The following is a 14697-nucleotide window of genomic DNA, read 5'->3' on the forward strand; positions in this document are numbered from 1 at the left end:
CTCAGGTCAGGTCGCGCGGCACGATGAATTCCAGAAGCTGGCCGGTCCCGAATTCGAGGGCCGGCCAGTTTTCGTTTGGAAAGCCGATCACCGTCGTCGTCCCCGAGGGGTATTGATCGAAACGCATGTCGCCGGGCGCGCGGGCCAACAGCTTGGACGCGAAATTGGCGATGCCGGGGTTGTGGCCCACCATCATCACCACCCGGGAAGGCCCCGCGCGCCGCAGCGCCAGAAGCATCGCCAGCGGCCCGGCCTGGTAGAGGTCGAAAAGGTCCTGCTGCGGATGCTCGGGCAGCGCCTCATGTGCCAGGGCCGCGGTCTCCTGCGCGCGGCGGGCCGACGATGAGAGGGTCAGATCGGGCATCCAGCCCTGTGCCGCCAGGTGGCGCCCGAGGGCCTGGGCCTCGGTGCGACCGCGCGCGCTTAGCGGGCGTTCGTGGTCGGCCAGGCCATCGGTCCAGTCGGACTTGGCGTGACGGGTCAGGATCAGTGTCTGGGTCACAGGAAGCTCCGCATATGATGCCGCGCCCGTGCGGCGGATGGAGACCGGTCGCGCCCCACCGGACAGGCCCGGCGCACCGCACAGCCTTCGGACATGCACGCATGCCCCTCGGCCCCGGCCAACCAGGATCGGCAGGCCGGCACATCATAGCCCGCGGGCGTCAGTGCACCAATGGGGCAGGCGTCCTTGCAGGGCGCCGCACAGCCCTCGCAGGGGGGCGGGAAGGGGGGTGACAGGGCCACTGCCCCCGGAAGCCACAGCGCCCCCCTGAACGAGACCATGAGGCCGCAGCTCTCGTGCACCAGAAGGCCCACGGGCGAGATGCGGCAGCGGCCACTGCGCAGGGCCCAGGCGGGAAAGGGGTCGTGGGGCGGGCCGCCGAAGGGAAAGCGGGGCCGGGCGCCGGGATGGATGGCCCGGGCCAACCCGTCCAGGGCGCGGCGCGACCAGCGATCGACGGGATCGGGCTGTCGGTCGCGCCCCTCGGGGCAGGTGGCAAGGTAGTCCCAGAACCCCGGCTCCAGGGCCCCGAAAAGCAGAACGGTCGCGACCTCTTCGGGCAGGCCGTCCGCGGGTTCGGTGGCAAAGCCGCCCAGCAGGTCCAGATGGAACCCGGCGGCAAGGTGGGCGACCTCGGCCTCGGTCGCCAGCTCCGGGGCCGGATCGCCGGCGGGCCGGCGGCCCGGACGATCCCCAGAGGCGACCCCGCGCATGGCCTAGCCCGCGCGGATCAGCGAGCCCGCGCCGTGATCGGTAAAAAGCTCGAGCAGGCAGGCATTGGGGGCGCGGCCGTCCAGGATGACGACGGCGCGGACGCCGCCCTCGATCGCGGCAAGGGCCGTCTCGGTCTTGGGGATCATGCCGCCCGCGATGACACCGTCGCGGGTCAGGTCGCGGATCTGCTGGGGCGTCATCTCGGTCAGGACCTCGCCGTCGCTGCCCTTCACCCCGGCCACATCCGTCAGAAGCAGCAGGCGGTCGGCCTTCAGCGCCGCCGCAATGGCCCCGGCGGCAGTGTCGCCGTTGATGTTGAATGTCTCGCCATTGCGACCGGCCCCGATGGGGGCGACGACGGGAATGATCTCGGCGTCGTGCATCCGGTGCAGAACGTCCGGGTTGACCGAGTTCGGGTCGCCGACAAAGCCCAGCTCGGGCGAGGCATAGTCGCAGACCATCAGGTTGGCGTCCTTGCCCGACAGGCCCACGGCGCGGCCACCCTGGTCGTTGATCGCCTGGGCGATGCGCTTGTTGACCCGGCCCGACAGCACCATCTCGACCACCTCGATGGTGGCCTCATCGGTGACGCGCTTGCCGTTGACGAACTCGGACGTGATGTCCAGCTTGGCCAGCATCTCGTTGATCATCGGGCCGCCGCCGTGGACGATCACGGGGTTCACGCCGACCTGCTGCATCAGCACCACGTCGCGGGCGAAGCTTTCCATCGCCTCCTGCGAGCCCATGGCGTGGCCGCCCAGCTTGATGACCACGCGGGCCCCGTCATAGCGTTGCAGGTAGGGCAGGGCCTGGGACAGGGTGCGGGCGGTGGCGATCCAGTCGCGGTTCATCATGGTCTGTGTCTTCATCAGGCTGCTACGGGCCTCCCGTGTTAGAGCCTTGGCCGGTCCCTGCCAAGTCCGCGTCTGGCGGTGCGATTTCCATTGCCCGCATCGGGCATGGGGTTATCTAGGACGAGGTAGCCCCGGAGGAACAGTGATGAATGAGATCCCGCGTCAGAAAACCCTCGTGCTGACGGGGGCCAGCCGGGGCATCGGTCATGCCACGGTCAAGCGGTTCTCGGCCGAGGGCTGGCGGGTGCTGACCTGTTCGCGCCACGCCTTCGATGCGCGCTGTCCCTGGCCGGGCGGCGAGGACAACCATGTCCAGATCAACCTGGCCGACCCCAACGACACCATCGCCGGGATCGAGCGCATCCGCGAGAAGCTGGAAGACGGCAAGCTGGACGCGCTGGTCAACAATGCTGGCATCTCGCCCAAGGCCGAAGGGGGCGGGCGCCTGAACACGCTGGACACCGACCTGCGGACCTGGGGCCACGTGTTCCACGTCAACTTCTTCGCCTCGGTGGTGCTGGCGCGCGGGCTGAAGGACGAATTGGCGGCGGCAAAGGGATCGGTCGTCAATGTGACCTCGATCGCCGGCGGGCGGGTGCATCCGTTTGCGGGGGCGGCCTATGCGACCTCGAAGGCCGCGCTGAAGGCCCTGACCCGCGAGATGGCTCATGATTTCGGCCCCCTCGGCGTGCGGGTGAACGCCATCGCCCCGGGGGAGGTCGATACCGCCATCCTGTCGCCGGGAACCGAGAAGATCGTCGAACAGCTGCCCCTGCGCCGCCTCGGTCAGCCCGAGGAGGTGGCAAGCGTCATCCATTTCCTCTGCTCGAACCAAAGCGCCTATGTCTCGGGGACCGAGATCGAGGTGAACGGCGGCCAGCACGTCTGAGACGTCACGGGGGGGCGCCCCGCGACCCTTCAGACCAGCGAGTTGATGATCGCCCGCAGCGTGGCGATCCCGTCGCCCTTTTCCGAGGAGGTCACAACCAGCTCGGGGAAGGCGGCGGGGTGGGTCTGCAACGCCGCGCGCACCTGGTCCAGGATCTTCTCGCGCTCGGCCGCCTTGACCTTGTCAGCCTTGGTCATCACCACCTGAAACGGCACCGCAGAGCGGTCCAGCAGGGTCATGATCTGGTCGTCCACCGGCTTCACCCCGTGACGGTGATCCACCAGCACGAAGGCCCGTCGCAGGGTCGGCCGGCCGGAAAGATAGCTTTTCAGAAGCTTTTGCCATTTCTCGACCACGGCAACCGGCGCATTGGCAAAGCCATACCCCGGAAGGTCGACCAGGTAATGATCGTCGGTCAGGGTGAAATAGTTGATCTCCTGGGTGCGACCCGGCGTGTTCGACGCCCGCGCCAGCCCCTTGCGCCCCGTCAGCGCGTTGATGAGCGAGGATTTCCCCACGTTCGACCGGCCGGCAAAGCAGGTCTCGATCCGGTCGGCGGGGGGCAGCCCGTCCATCGCGACGACGCCCTTGAGGAACTCGGCGCCCTGGGCGAACAGCATCCGCCCGGCCTCTTCCTCTTCGGGGGTGGGGGCGGGGGCCTGGGGGAAGGGCAGTTTCATCCGGTCACCTCGACCACATCGTTAACGGCAATCTCGCCGGGGGTGACGACCTCGGCATAGATGCCGAAGTCGCGGTGGTTCCAGCCGGCCTGCAACGTGCCCAGCGTGTCGGCATCGCGGATCCCGGTGGCGGGGTTGGCGGCGGTGGCCAGGCAGCGTTCGATCCGCTCGCGCACCCGAAGCCGGGCGGCGCCGATGCGGATCGTCCGACCGATCCAGTCGAGCTCCTCCCAGGGGGCAGGCCCATCAAGCCACAGGTTGCAGCGCCAGCGGCGCGGGTCCAGATCCTGGCCCATCCGCTCCTCGACCTGCCGGTGCGAGGCCAGGTTGATCAGGCTGACCGAGGGAAATTCAGTATCCGTCATGCCGCGCCCGGCGACCCGCACCACCCGGGCCGAGGCCGCGCGCGCCTCGGGCATCAGCGGCCGGGCCCAGTCCAGAAGTGTAGCCGCGTCCCGTTCGGGGTGCAGCGTCACGTCGGGCAGATCGGGGTGGGAAAAGCGGACCGTCTCGGTCGCCTCATCAAGCGTAGAGGTGACGGCCATCAACCCCGGCGCCTTGGCGCCCCGGCTGAAATTGACGCAAGGCGCCCAGTCGCGCCCGTCGGTGCGTGCCGCCTCGTGGGCTACGGCCCAGGTGCGGTCCCAGGGAAGGGTGCGCCCGGCCTCCAGCGCCACTCGTGTCAGCCCCTCGGACCCGTGGGACTTGACCGGGTGGCGCCGTATCTCTGCCAGGCGAAAGCTCATTTCCCCTTGGGCGCCTTCGACGTATTGGCGGCGGCCTCGGCCTCGGCCTTCTTGCGGCGGCCAAAGCCGTTGCGGATGTTGCCCAGCAGGTCCGGCTTGTAGCCCTGGCTGCGCATGATCAGGTACTGCTGGGTGAAGGTGATCGTGTTGTTCGCGATCCAGTACAGCACCAGGCCGCTGGCAAACTGACCCAGCATGAACATGAAGACCCAAGGCATCCAGGCAAAGATCATTGCCTGGGTCGCATCGGTGGGCGCCGGGTTCAGCTTTTGCTGCAGCCACATTGAGATGCCCAGCAGGATCGGCAGGATGCCCAGCGAGGCGATCGCGAACAGCGAACCGGGATCGGGCGGCGCGTAGGGCAGCAGGCCGAAGAGGTTCAGGATCGAGCTGGGATCAGGCGCCGAAAGGTCCTGGATCCAGCCCAGCCAGGGGGCGTGATACAGTTCGATCGTGACGAAGATCACCTTGTAGAGCGAGAAGAAGATCGGGATCTGCAACAGGATCGGCAGACAGCCCGAGGCGGGGTTCACCTTGTTCTTCTTGTAAAGCTCCATCATGCCCTGCTGAAGCTTCTGGCGGTCGTCGCCGGCCTTCTCCTTCAGCTTCTCCATCTCGGGCTGAAGCTCTTTCATCTTGGCCATCGAGACGTAGGACTTGTAGGCCAGCGGGAACAGCACGGCCTTGATCAGCAGGGTCAGGGCGATGATCGACCAGCCCATGTTGCCGATGATGCTGTTCAGCCAGTGCAGCACGGCAAAGATCGGCTTGGTCAGGAAGAAGAACCAGCCCCAGTCGATCGAATCGATGAAATTGGCGATGCCGCGGCTCTTTTCATAGTCGCGGATCGTTTCCCATTCCTTGGCACCGGCAAACAGCATGGTCTGGCTGGTGGCGCTCTCGCCGGCGGCCACGGTGACCGTCGGCAGGCGGGTCTCGGTCTGGTAGATGTCGGCGTTGTCGACGTATTTGGCGACCGACTTGAATGGCTGGCCCGGCGTCGGGATCAGCGTCGTCATCCAGTATTTGTCGGTAAAGCCGATCCAGCCGCTCTGGCCCGCCTCGGTCACGTCGGCGCGGGCGGCCTCGCGATCCTGGTAGTCCATCTCGGGCATGTCGCCATAGTCGATTTCCTGCAGCTCGCCGTCGGTCAGGCGCACGACGCCTTCATGCAGGATGAAAAAGCCCGCGACATCGGGCTCGCCATGGCGCGCGACCAGGCCATAGGGGGCCATGCGCACCGGCTGCTCGGCGTTGTTCTCGACCGTCTGGGTGACGGTGAAGAGGTAATCGTCGTCGATCTGGACCAGACGGCGGAAAGTCTGACCCTTGCCGTTCTCCCACACCAGGGTGACGGGCTGATCGGGCGACAGCACGTCGCCGCTCTCGACGGTCCAGGGCGTGTTGGCGCCCGGCACGTCCTCGAACCCCAGGTCGCCCCCGGGGGCCCAGCCGTAAAGCGCGTAATAGGCGTTGGGCCCGCCCACGGGCGACAGCAGCCGGATGTTCTCGGCCCCCTTGTCCAGGCTTACGCGGTAGTCACGCAGGAACAGATCGTCGATCCGGCCGCCGGTCAGTGCGATCGAACCCGACAGCCGCGGCGTGTCGATGCGGATCCGCGCTGCGGTCGCGTCGATCGAGGTGGGGGCCTCGCCCTCGGGCGGGGTGGCCGCGACGGTCTCGCCGTCTGCCGCCACGGCGGGCGGCGGCGGCGCGGTGTCGGCACCGGCCTTGGGCGCCTCCGATGTCACCACCGGGGGATTGGAGGGGGCGACGGCCTGCTCCTCCGGTGGAAACAGCAGAAACCAGCCAAGGATCACCAGGAAGCTGAGTACCGTGGCAAGAAGAAGGTTCTTGTTCTGATCGTCCATGCGGAAATGAAACCTGTCCGAAGGGGGAGTTGCCCCGGTTCAAACGGCTGAGGCTGGAAAGGTCAAGCCATTTTGCCGCGAACGCCCGCCTGTGCAGCCCTTTGCCTCCCCCGCACGCCCCCCGCACAGCCCTTGCACGGCGCTTCGCGCGTCAACCGCGCGCAGCCCAGACCACCTCGCAACCGATCGCGCCCCCACCTGTCCGGTGCGGCCCCGCTTCATTGTCGCAAAAATATCCCCGCCGGAGGCATCCCGCCCCTCACCCCACGCCGCGCCCGGGGGGCAAGCGATCAGTCGGAGCCGCCCCTCAGATCCGGCACGCTCACGGGCGACCCGTCCGCCAGGGCCGCGTCGTTTGCGTCGCGCGCCTTGCCCCGCTGAAGCCCCGCGAAATCGAACAGTCCCGGGTCCAGCAGGTGCGAGGGGCGGGCGTTCATCAGGGCGCGGAACATCACCTGGCGCCGGCCGGGGCTGTTGCGCTCCCAGCCGTCGAGGATCTGTTTGACCTGCTGGCGCTGCAGCCCGTCCTGGCTGCCGCACAGGTCGCAGGGGATGATGGGGTAGTTCATGGCGCGGGCGAATTTCTCGCAATCGACCTCGGCGACATGGGCCAGCGGGCGATAGACGAAAAGATCCCCCTCCTCGTTGACCAGTTTGGGCGGCATGGTCGCCAGCCGCCCGCCGTGGAAGAGGTTCATGAAGAACGTCTCGAGGATGTCATCGCGGTGGTGGCCCAGAACCACGGCCGAGCAGCCCTCCTCGCGGGCGATGCGGTAGAGGTTGCCGCGCCGCAGCCGCGAGCAGAGCGCGCAATAGGTCCGCCCAGCCGGCACCTTCTCCTTCACCACCGAATAGGTGTCCTGGTACTCGATCCGGTGGGGCACCTTCATGCGCTCCAGGAACTCGGGCAGGACGGTTGCCGGAAAACCGGGCTGGCCCTGGTCCAGGTTGCAGGCGAGAATTTCCACCGGCAGCAGGCCGCGCCACTGCAGCTCATGCAGCACCGCCAGCAGGGTATAGCTGTCCTTGCCGCCCGACAGGCACACCAGCCAGCGGGCGCCGCGCTCGATCATGCCGTATTGCTCGATCGCCTCGCGGGTCTGGCGGACCACGCGCTTGCGCAGCTTGCGGAACTCGGTGCTCGAGGGGGCGCCGTCGAACAGCGGGTGAATATTCTCGGCATCATCCAGCATGAACCATCTCCTTGGGCGCAGGGCGCTTATGCCATCGGCGGGCGGGTTGGAAAAGGGGCAGGGGCCGGGACGCCCGGGCCCGGGATCAGTCGGGGACGTTGTCTATGCCCGAGCCGCCCAGCGGGTGGCAACGCCCGATCCGGCGCAAGGTAAGCCAGCCGCCGCGCAGGGCGCCGTGACGCTCCAGCGCCTCCAGCGCATAGGCCGAGCAGGTTGGCTGGTAGCGGCAGTTGAAGCCGACCCAAGGGGAGAAGACGGCGCGATACCCGCGCACCGGCAGCGCCAGGATCCGGGCCAGGGGTGTCATTTGCGACCCCCTGCGCCGCGACGGGGGCCACGCGCACCGGGGGCGGGCGGGCCGGCGCGATGGGCGCGGTGCAGCGCGCGCTCCAGCTCTTCGACCAGTCGCTCGAAGGGCAGGGCGGCGGTCTCGTCGCGTCGGCCGATCAGCACATAGTCCCATCCAGGGCGTCCCAGAACGGGCAGCACCTTGCGGGCGGCTTCGCGCAGGCGGCGTTTGGCGCGGTTGCGGGCCACGGCGTTGCCGACCTTCTTGGAACAGGTATAGCCGACGCGGATCAATCCGCCCGGCGCTTCCTCGGCGGCTTGTTCAGCGGGGGCCGATTTCGACAGTTCCTCAGGGTCGCGGCGACGGGCCTGAAGGGTGAAGGCATCGACGCGGGCGCGACCCGCACGCGCGGCGCGCAGGAAATCGGCCCGCTTGCGCAGGGTCTCCAGTCGCGGTCGTTCGGGAGGGGGGGCGTCGGGCCCATCGCCAGATACCGGATCCGGAGAATCGCCGCCAGGGCCTGCGGCGGGCGTGGTTGCGTCCGACCCGCCCGCGGAAGGCGCGGTCGCGCAGACCGCGTCACCAGTCGAGGTGACATCCGCCCACGCAAAAACCGCCGGCGCGACCCGATCGGCATCCGGCCAACGGCCTGCCTCTGGTGTCACCGGCGGTGTCATACGCGTCTGCCTGCGGCAAACAGCCCTCGGGTCGCCCCGTTGGCTATCAGGCGCTCAGCGACTTCCGGCCGCGGGCGCGGCGTGCGTTGAGGATCTTGCGGCCGGCCTTGGTGGCCATGCGTGCGCGAAAACCGTGGCGGCGCTTGCGAACCAGGTTGCTCGGTTGAAAGGTGCGTTTCATCGCTCCGGCTCCGTATCAGTTGCCCGGCAGGACCGTCGGTCCGGGCGGGTCGGGAATCTTGAAGCCCGGTCTTTAGGGGGTCGATCCGGGTAAGTCAACGCGGGATGCGGCCCGGGGCGAACTTCGTCCCCGCCGGTCCCGATAATGGCGATAGCATTTGGAATACTACAGGAAAACGAGAAAGGCGACCGGGGACCCGATCGCCTTTCCTTGTCCGATGGGACCTGCCCCGAGGGGCAGGCACCACCGAATTGAGGGCCGATTAGCGCACGATGTAGACGATGCGACGCTCTTCGGGGTCGATCAGCACCGGCACGCCGTTCACGTAGGCATACTGAAGCTCGGCGTCGGGGATGTCGTAGAACGCCACGTCGATGTCCTCGGGGAACTGGGCGCCGACCACGACTTCGCCGTCGAGGTAGATCGGATCGACGGGGTTCTCGGTCACGTAGGTGATGGTCTGGGGACCGGGGTCCGCAGCAACACCAAGGCCTGCACCGATGGCGGCACCGGCAACGGCGCCGGCGGGACCGGCAATCAGGCCGCCGATGACGGCAGCAGCGGTGCCCGAAGCGGCAGCGGTGGCACCGGTGGTGTCGTAGGTCATCGTCTGGACCTTAACGCGGTCGCGGTTCTCGACCACGATGACCGGCTCGGATTCGACCATGGCGGTCAGATACTGACCGTAGGACCAGCCGTCGGTGCCTTCGTAGCTCACCTTGCACCAGTTGGCGGTTTCCAGGCAGCCTTCGACCGTCACGTCGGCATTGCCGTCGATCACGCCGACAATCTCGAACTGGGGGCCGGGGCCGCTGCGCACGTTGAGATCCGTGGTGGCCATCGCGGTGGTTGCTGCATGTGCCGAAGTTGCGGCCAGCAGGGCAGCAACCGAAGCGCCGAATACGGATTTCTTGAACATTGTGCTCTCCTTCGTCTTCCATTTTTTCGCCGGGCGGGCAGACCGCACCGGCTTGATGGGGTGACAACCGCAGCCAGGTCGGATTGTTCCGTCCCGAAACCCGCAATCGAGGCGCCGGGCCGGGTTCTGGGCGGAATTCCGCGCGGCGGGAAAACGATTGTTCGCCAAATAGTTGCGCAACTCTCCCTTGGGTTGCGTCCGGGTCGCGTCTTGGGCCTGTGAGTGATTGCGCCGCGTGATGCCGCACCCGCACAAAGGACGCCCAAACCAGGCACCCAAGCCGTCTTCAGAGAGCTGTTAAAGAGCGGTAGGGCCAGTGGCGGCCGCGCGGGGACCTGGCCGCGCCCTGAACAATTTTCGCGAAACGGGAAACCGAACGGGAACCCTCGCGTTGCGCCTCTAAGAACAATGTGTGGCCGCCCGGGGCCGCGCGGCCGCGAATACGCGGCGCGCGGCGATTTTAACCGGGCAGCGCCAGCGAAAAGATCCGCCCCAAACGGGCGGCGTTGCGGGGGACTGATGGGGAAATCACGAGGGCTGCGCACCTTTGCCATGATCCTGGGACCGGGCGTGTTGCTCTCGGCCTGCGACGGGCCCCAGTCCGCCCTGTCAGCCACCGGGGCCGACGCCATCGCGATGGAGGGGCTTTTCTGGGTGATGCTGATCGGCGCCACCCTGATCTGGATCCTCATCAACGGCCTCATCTACTATGTCACCCGTGTCTACACCGGCAGCCTTTCGCCCCGGCTGGCCCACGGGCTGATCGTGGGTGGCGGCATCATCTTTCCCCTCGTGGTGGTGACGTCGCTGCTGGTCTACGGCCTGTCGGCGATGCCGGAGCAGCGGGCGATGGGCGACGGCGTCAAGCTTCGCATCACCGGCGAGCAATGGTGGTGGCGGGTGGAATACTGGCCCGAAGGGGCCGACCCGGCCAACCCGCCGGTGGCTGTTTCGGCCAACGAGATCCGCCTTCCCGCCGGCAGCCGTGCCGAGATCGAGCTGACGGCCGCCAAGGTCATCCATTCCTTCTGGATCCCCGCGCTGGGCGGCAAGCTGGACATGTTCCCCGGCCGCGTCACGCGGATGTCCCTCAAGCCCCTTTCGGTCGGCGTCTATCGCGGCCAATGCGCCGAGTTCTGCGGCCAGTCCCACGCGCTGATGGCGCTGAACGCCGTGGTGATGGAGCCCGGCGATTTCGACGCGTGGCTCAAGGCCGAGGCGCAGGATGCGGCGCCCCCCAAGGGGTATGCCGCCACGCGCGGTGCCGAGATCTTCGCGCAGCAGGGGTGCGGCGCCTGCCACGCGGTACGCGGCACCCCGGCACGCGGCGGCGTCGGGCCGGACCTGACCCATCTGGGCGGGCGCACCTCGCTGGCGGCGGGGATCCTGCCCATGGACCGCGAGGCACTGATGAAATGGATCCTGTCGCCCGCATCGCTGAAACCCGGGGCGCGTATGCCCGGCTATGACCACCTGGAGCGCGAGGACCTGAGCGCCCTGGCCACCTATCTGGAGGGATTGAAATGACGTCCGACGCCACCCATCCCTCCCGCGCGGGCCGGGGCAATCCCGAGCCCATCGGCACCTTCCCCCCGACCGAGGAGATGCTGTCCGAACCCGTCCCCGAGGAACTGGCCCGCGCCCAGGAAGAGCGTCTGCGCAAGACCTGGGAGACACCGAAGGGCTGGCGTTACTGGACGGCCGTCAACAACTCGGAAGTGGGGGTCTGGTATTCGCTGACCGCGTTCGGCTTCATGCTGCTGGCCGGGGTTCTGGCGCTGCTGATGCGGGTGCAACTGGCCGTGCCGGACAATGATTTCCTGTCGGCCGAGACCTTCAACCAGTTCTTCACGATGCACGGCTCGGCGATGATGTTCCTTTTCGCCGTGCCGATGTTCGAGGCGGTGGCGATCCTGATCCTGCCGGCCTTCCTGGCGGCGCGGGACATGCCTTTCCCCCGGCTCTCGGCCTTCGGGTTCTGGTGCTTCGTGATCGGCGGCGTCTTCGTCATGGGCTCGGTCCTGTTCGGGGTCGCCCCCAACTCGGGCTGGTTCATGTATCCGCCCTTGGCGACCAAGGCCGAGGGGCTGGGATCGGACATCTGGCTGCTGGGTCTGTCGTTCATCGAGGTGGCCTCGATCGCCGCCGCGGTCGAGCTGATCGTCGGCGTCCTGAAATGCCGCCCCCCCGGCATGCGCATCAACGTGATGCCGCTTTACGCGTGGTATGTGCTTGTGGTCGGCGGAATGATCCTGTTCGCCTTCCCGCCCCTGATCGCGGGCGATTTCCTGTTCGAGATGGAGCGGTCGTTCGACTGGCCCTTCTTCGACCCGGAACGCGGCGGCGACCCGATGCTGTGGCAGCACCTCTTCTGGATCTTCGGGCACCCGGAGGTCTACATCATCTTCCTGCCCTCGATCGCCATTGCCGCCATGATCGTGCCCACGGCTGCGCGCCGACCGATGGTGGGCTATTCGTGGATCGTGTTGTCGGCGGTGGGGACCGGGTTCCTGAGCTTCGGGCTGTGGGTGCACCACATGTTCACCACCGGCTTGCCCAACATCAGTCTTGGCTTCTTCTCGGCGGCGTCCGAGGCCGTGGTGATCCCCACCGGCATCCAGATCTTCGCCTTCGTGGCCACGCTGATGGTGGGCCGGGTGCGGATGTCGCTGCCGATGCTGTGGATCGCGGGCGCGCTTGCCATCTTCACGGCGGGCGGTCTGACCGGCATCATGGTCGCCATCGCGCCCTTCGACTGGCAGGTGCACGACACCTATTTCATCGTGGCGCATCTGCACTACACGCTGTTCGGCGGCATGGTCTTTCCGGTGATGGCGGGGGTCTATTATTTCTACCCGTTCATCCGCAAGCAGACCATGTCCGAGCGTCTGGGCCGCTGGTCGTTCTGGCTGACCTTCGTCGGCTTCAACGTGACCTTCCTGCCGATGCATCTGACCGGCCTGAAGGGGATGCCGCGCCGGGTCTTCACCTATCCCGGCGACATCGGCTGGGACTGGCTGAACATGATCTCGACCATCGGCTCGTTCATCGTGGCCGCCGGTATCCTGGTCTTTGCCTGGGATCTGATCCGGCCCAAGGGGCACCAGCCGACGCCGCCGCGCAACCCTTGGGATGCCGGCACACTGGAATGGACCCATGACGTTCCCGCCGAGAACTGGGGGACGCGTTCGATCCCCTATGTCACTTCCCGATATCCGCTGTGGGATCAGCCGAAGCTTCAGGAACGGCTGGACGCCGGGCGCTATTACCTGCCCGACGCCGCCGAGGGCCTGCGCGAGACGATGATCACCTCCGTCATCGACGCCCGCCCCTTGCAGGTGCTGCGGGTGACGGGGCCAAGCTGGATCACGCTCTGGGCCGCCGCCTTCACCGGCGGGGCCTTCATCGTGCCGACCTTCCACATCTACTGGCCCGCCATCCTGTCGGCGATCCTGGCGGTGGCCTGCATCATCTGGTGGCTCTGGACTTCGACCGCACAGATACCCGAGGCCGAGCACAAGGATGTGGGCCTGGGCCTGAAGCTGCCGATCTATGTCTCGGGGCCCGAGGCGCCGGGCTGGTGGGGTGTCTGGATCACCATGCTGGGCGATTCCACGGCCTTCGCCAGTCTGGTCTTCGGCGTGTTCTTCTACTGGACCGCCGACCGCAGCTTCCCGCCCGAGGGCTATCCCTTCGTCGACATGGGGCTGGCGCTGGGCGGGGCGGTCCTGCTGTCGGCCTCCTGGGCGGTGAACCTTTGGGTGCGCGGCACCGCCAGGCGCCAAAGCGCGATGCAGGCGCTGGCGCTTGCCATGCTGCTGGCCATCGGCGGGGCCGCGGCGCTGATCGCCTCGGCGGCGCTGCCGGGGCTGGACCCGACGGCCCATGTCTACCCCGCGATCATGTGGGCCCTGATCGTCTGGATCGTGGCGCATGTCAGCCTGGGCGTCATCATGCAGGGATACTGCCTGGCGGGGTTCGCCTTCGGTCGGATCACGGCCCGCTATGACGCGCCGCTGTGGAACACCTGCCTCTATTGGCATTTCCTGGCGTTGCAGGTGCTGGTCGCGGTGGCGATGACCGCTCTGCTTCCGAGGGTGCTGTGATGGCCCGGCGGCAATGGACATCCGGCGAAGCCGACCGCGCCGAGTTCCGCGAAGAGCGCCGCTCGCTCTTTCGGATCACGGTAGCGCCGACGATCTGGGCGCTGCATTTCGCGGCCAGCTACGCGGTGGCGGGCCTGACCTGTGCCCGGCTTGCCGACGACGGGCCCGACGTGGTCCTGATGCGCCTGGTGATCGGCGCGGGTACCCTGGTGGCGTTGGGCCTGATCGTCTGGCTGGGCTGGCGATCCTGGCAGCAATGGGACGCCTCTGACGAGGGGCGGCGGCTGGATGACCAGCCCACCAGCCGCGACCGGCACCGGTTCCTGGGCCACGCCGCCTTCCTGTTGTCCATCGTCTCATTCATCGGCGTGATCTACACGGTCCTTCCGGTGCTGTTGATCGGGAGCTGCCTGTGACCGCCCCCTTGAACATGGCAGCGGGCGTCGCGGCGGCACTGCTGCTGGCGGCCGTCTGGGCGGGGCCGGTGGACCGGTTGGTCGCCGAACCCTTCGCGGCCCACATGCTGCGGCACATGACGCTGGTGGCGCTGGCAGCACCCCTGCTGGTGCTGGCGATGCCCAGGGCGCTGGCGCACCATGCGCCGCCGGTCCTGGCCGGGGCAGTGATCGAGTTCGTGGTCGTCTGGGGCTGGCACCTGCCGGGGCTGCACGCGCTGGCGCGGGACTCCCACGGCTGGATGCTGCTGGAACAGGCAATGTTCCTCGGGGCCGGGGTGCTGGTCTGGGCTGGCGCCCTGGCCGGGCTTGAGGACAAGGCGCCCACGGGCCGGGGCGGTGCCGCGCTGGCGGGGGCGGGGGGGCTGTTGCTGACCTCGATGCACATGACCCTGCTGGGCGCGCTTTTCATCCTGGCCCGCGCGCCCCTCTACGGCAGCAGCCTCGAGGGGCTGCAACTGGGAGGCATGCTGATGCTGGGGATAGGCACGCCGGTCTACCTGGTGGGCGGGTTGATCCTGTCGGCGCGCGCGCTGGGCCATGGCGCGGCCGGTAGCGAACTGGCGAGTGGCGAACTGGCAAGTGGCGATCTGGCCGGCACCGATGGCAGGCAATGAAAGG

At 67.7% G+C, this 14697-nt stretch carries 16 protein-coding genes; 5 read left to right on the forward strand and 11 right to left on the reverse strand.

The window, feature by feature from the left end:
• Position 1: 1 nt before the first annotated feature.
• From CLV77_RS14055 to argB, 3 genes are read right to left on the reverse strand one after another with little or no spacing between them, the layout of a single operon-like run.
• On the reverse strand, positions 2-502 hold the full coding sequence (locus CLV77_RS14055) for a SixA phosphatase family protein (protein WP_076980191.1): 501 nt from the start codon (positions 500-502) through the stop codon (positions 2-4).
• Positions 499-1215 (reverse strand): ferredoxin, encoded by a 717-nt coding sequence (locus tag CLV77_RS14060; protein ID WP_233128125.1) that lies wholly within the window; start codon positions 1213-1215, stop codon positions 499-501. The genes CLV77_RS14055 and CLV77_RS14060 overlap by 4 nt, the downstream gene beginning before the upstream one ends.
• 3 nt (positions 1216-1218) lie before the next feature.
• Positions 1219-2085 carry an acetylglutamate kinase gene (gene argB, locus CLV77_RS14065; protein WP_076980192.1) on the reverse strand — a complete coding sequence of 289 codons (867 nt, stop codon included), beginning with the start codon at positions 2083-2085 and terminating at the stop codon, positions 1219-1221.
• A gap of 130 nt (positions 2086-2215) precedes the next feature.
• Here argB and CLV77_RS14070 point away from each other — a divergent pair, with 130 nt between their 5' ends.
• On the forward strand, positions 2216-2959 hold the full coding sequence (locus CLV77_RS14070) for an SDR family NAD(P)-dependent oxidoreductase (protein ID WP_076980193.1): 744 nt from the start codon (positions 2216-2218) through the stop codon (positions 2957-2959).
• Between the two features lie 29 nt (positions 2960-2988).
• On the opposite strand, the gene yihA is transcribed toward CLV77_RS14070, so the two are convergent.
• From yihA to CLV77_RS14110, 8 genes are all read right to left on the reverse strand, one after another.
• Positions 2989-3639, reverse strand: coding sequence for a ribosome biogenesis GTP-binding protein YihA/YsxC (gene yihA / locus CLV77_RS14075; RefSeq protein WP_076980194.1), 651 nt, complete (start codon positions 3637-3639; stop codon positions 2989-2991).
• Positions 3636-4385 (reverse strand): MOSC domain-containing protein, encoded by a 750-nt coding sequence (locus tag CLV77_RS14080; RefSeq protein WP_076980195.1) that lies wholly within the window; start codon positions 4383-4385, stop codon positions 3636-3638. Before CLV77_RS14080 ends, yihA begins: the two co-directional genes overlap by 4 nt.
• Positions 4382-6256 (reverse strand): membrane protein insertase YidC, encoded by a 1875-nt coding sequence (gene yidC / locus CLV77_RS14085; RefSeq protein ID WP_076980196.1) that lies wholly within the window; start codon positions 6254-6256, stop codon positions 4382-4384. The genes CLV77_RS14080 and yidC overlap by 4 nt, the downstream gene beginning before the upstream one ends.
• Before the next feature lie 290 nt (positions 6257-6546).
• Entirely contained in the window at positions 6547-7449 is a 903-nt protein-coding gene (gene ttcA, locus CLV77_RS14090; protein ID WP_076980197.1) for a tRNA 2-thiocytidine(32) synthetase TtcA, read from the reverse strand.
• Between the two features lie 85 nt (positions 7450-7534).
• Positions 7535-7756: a membrane protein insertion efficiency factor YidD gene (yidD, locus tag CLV77_RS14095; protein ID WP_076980198.1), complete on the reverse strand. Its 222-nt coding sequence runs from the start codon at positions 7754-7756 to the stop codon at positions 7535-7537.
• Positions 7753-8187, reverse strand: coding sequence for a ribonuclease P protein component (gene rnpA / locus CLV77_RS14100; RefSeq protein WP_076981126.1), 435 nt, complete (start codon positions 8185-8187; stop codon positions 7753-7755). Before rnpA ends, yidD begins: the two co-directional genes overlap by 4 nt.
• Before the next feature lie 274 nt (positions 8188-8461).
• Positions 8462-8596: a 50S ribosomal protein L34 gene (rpmH, locus tag CLV77_RS14105; protein WP_012177012.1), complete on the reverse strand. Its 135-nt coding sequence runs from the start codon at positions 8594-8596 to the stop codon at positions 8462-8464.
• Positions 8597-8858: 262 nt separating this feature from the next.
• Positions 8859-9515 carry a DUF1236 domain-containing protein gene (locus CLV77_RS14110; RefSeq protein ID WP_076980199.1) on the reverse strand — a complete coding sequence of 219 codons (657 nt, stop codon included), beginning with the start codon at positions 9513-9515 and terminating at the stop codon, positions 8859-8861.
• A gap of 519 nt (positions 9516-10034) precedes the next feature.
• On the opposite strand from CLV77_RS14110, the gene CLV77_RS14115 reads away from it, so the two are divergent.
• Genes CLV77_RS14115 through CLV77_RS14130 form a run of 4 tightly spaced genes read left to right on the forward strand, consistent with a single transcriptional unit; the run spans position 10035 to position 14693 of the window.
• Entirely contained in the window at positions 10035-11042 is a 1008-nt protein-coding gene (locus CLV77_RS14115) for a cytochrome c oxidase subunit II (protein ID WP_083707798.1), read from the forward strand.
• Entirely contained in the window at positions 11039-13621 is a 2583-nt protein-coding gene (gene ctaD / locus CLV77_RS14120) for a cytochrome c oxidase subunit I (protein WP_076980200.1), read from the forward strand. Before CLV77_RS14115 ends, ctaD begins: the two co-directional genes overlap by 4 nt.
• Entirely contained in the window at positions 13621-14037 is a 417-nt protein-coding gene (locus CLV77_RS14125) for a hypothetical protein (protein ID WP_076980201.1), read from the forward strand. The genes ctaD and CLV77_RS14125 overlap by 1 nt, the downstream gene beginning before the upstream one ends.
• The gene (locus CLV77_RS14130) at positions 14034-14693 is read left to right on the forward strand and encodes a cytochrome c oxidase assembly protein (RefSeq protein WP_076980202.1); all 660 of its coding nucleotides are present in this window, start codon (positions 14034-14036) and stop codon (positions 14691-14693) included. The genes CLV77_RS14125 and CLV77_RS14130 overlap by 4 nt, the downstream gene beginning before the upstream one ends.
• The last annotated feature ends 4 nt before the right edge of the window (positions 14694-14697 follow it).

It is taken from the genome of Brevirhabdus pacifica (assembly GCF_002797755.1).
Classification (GTDB): Bacteria; Pseudomonadota; Alphaproteobacteria; order Rhodobacterales; family Rhodobacteraceae; genus Brevirhabdus; species Brevirhabdus pacifica.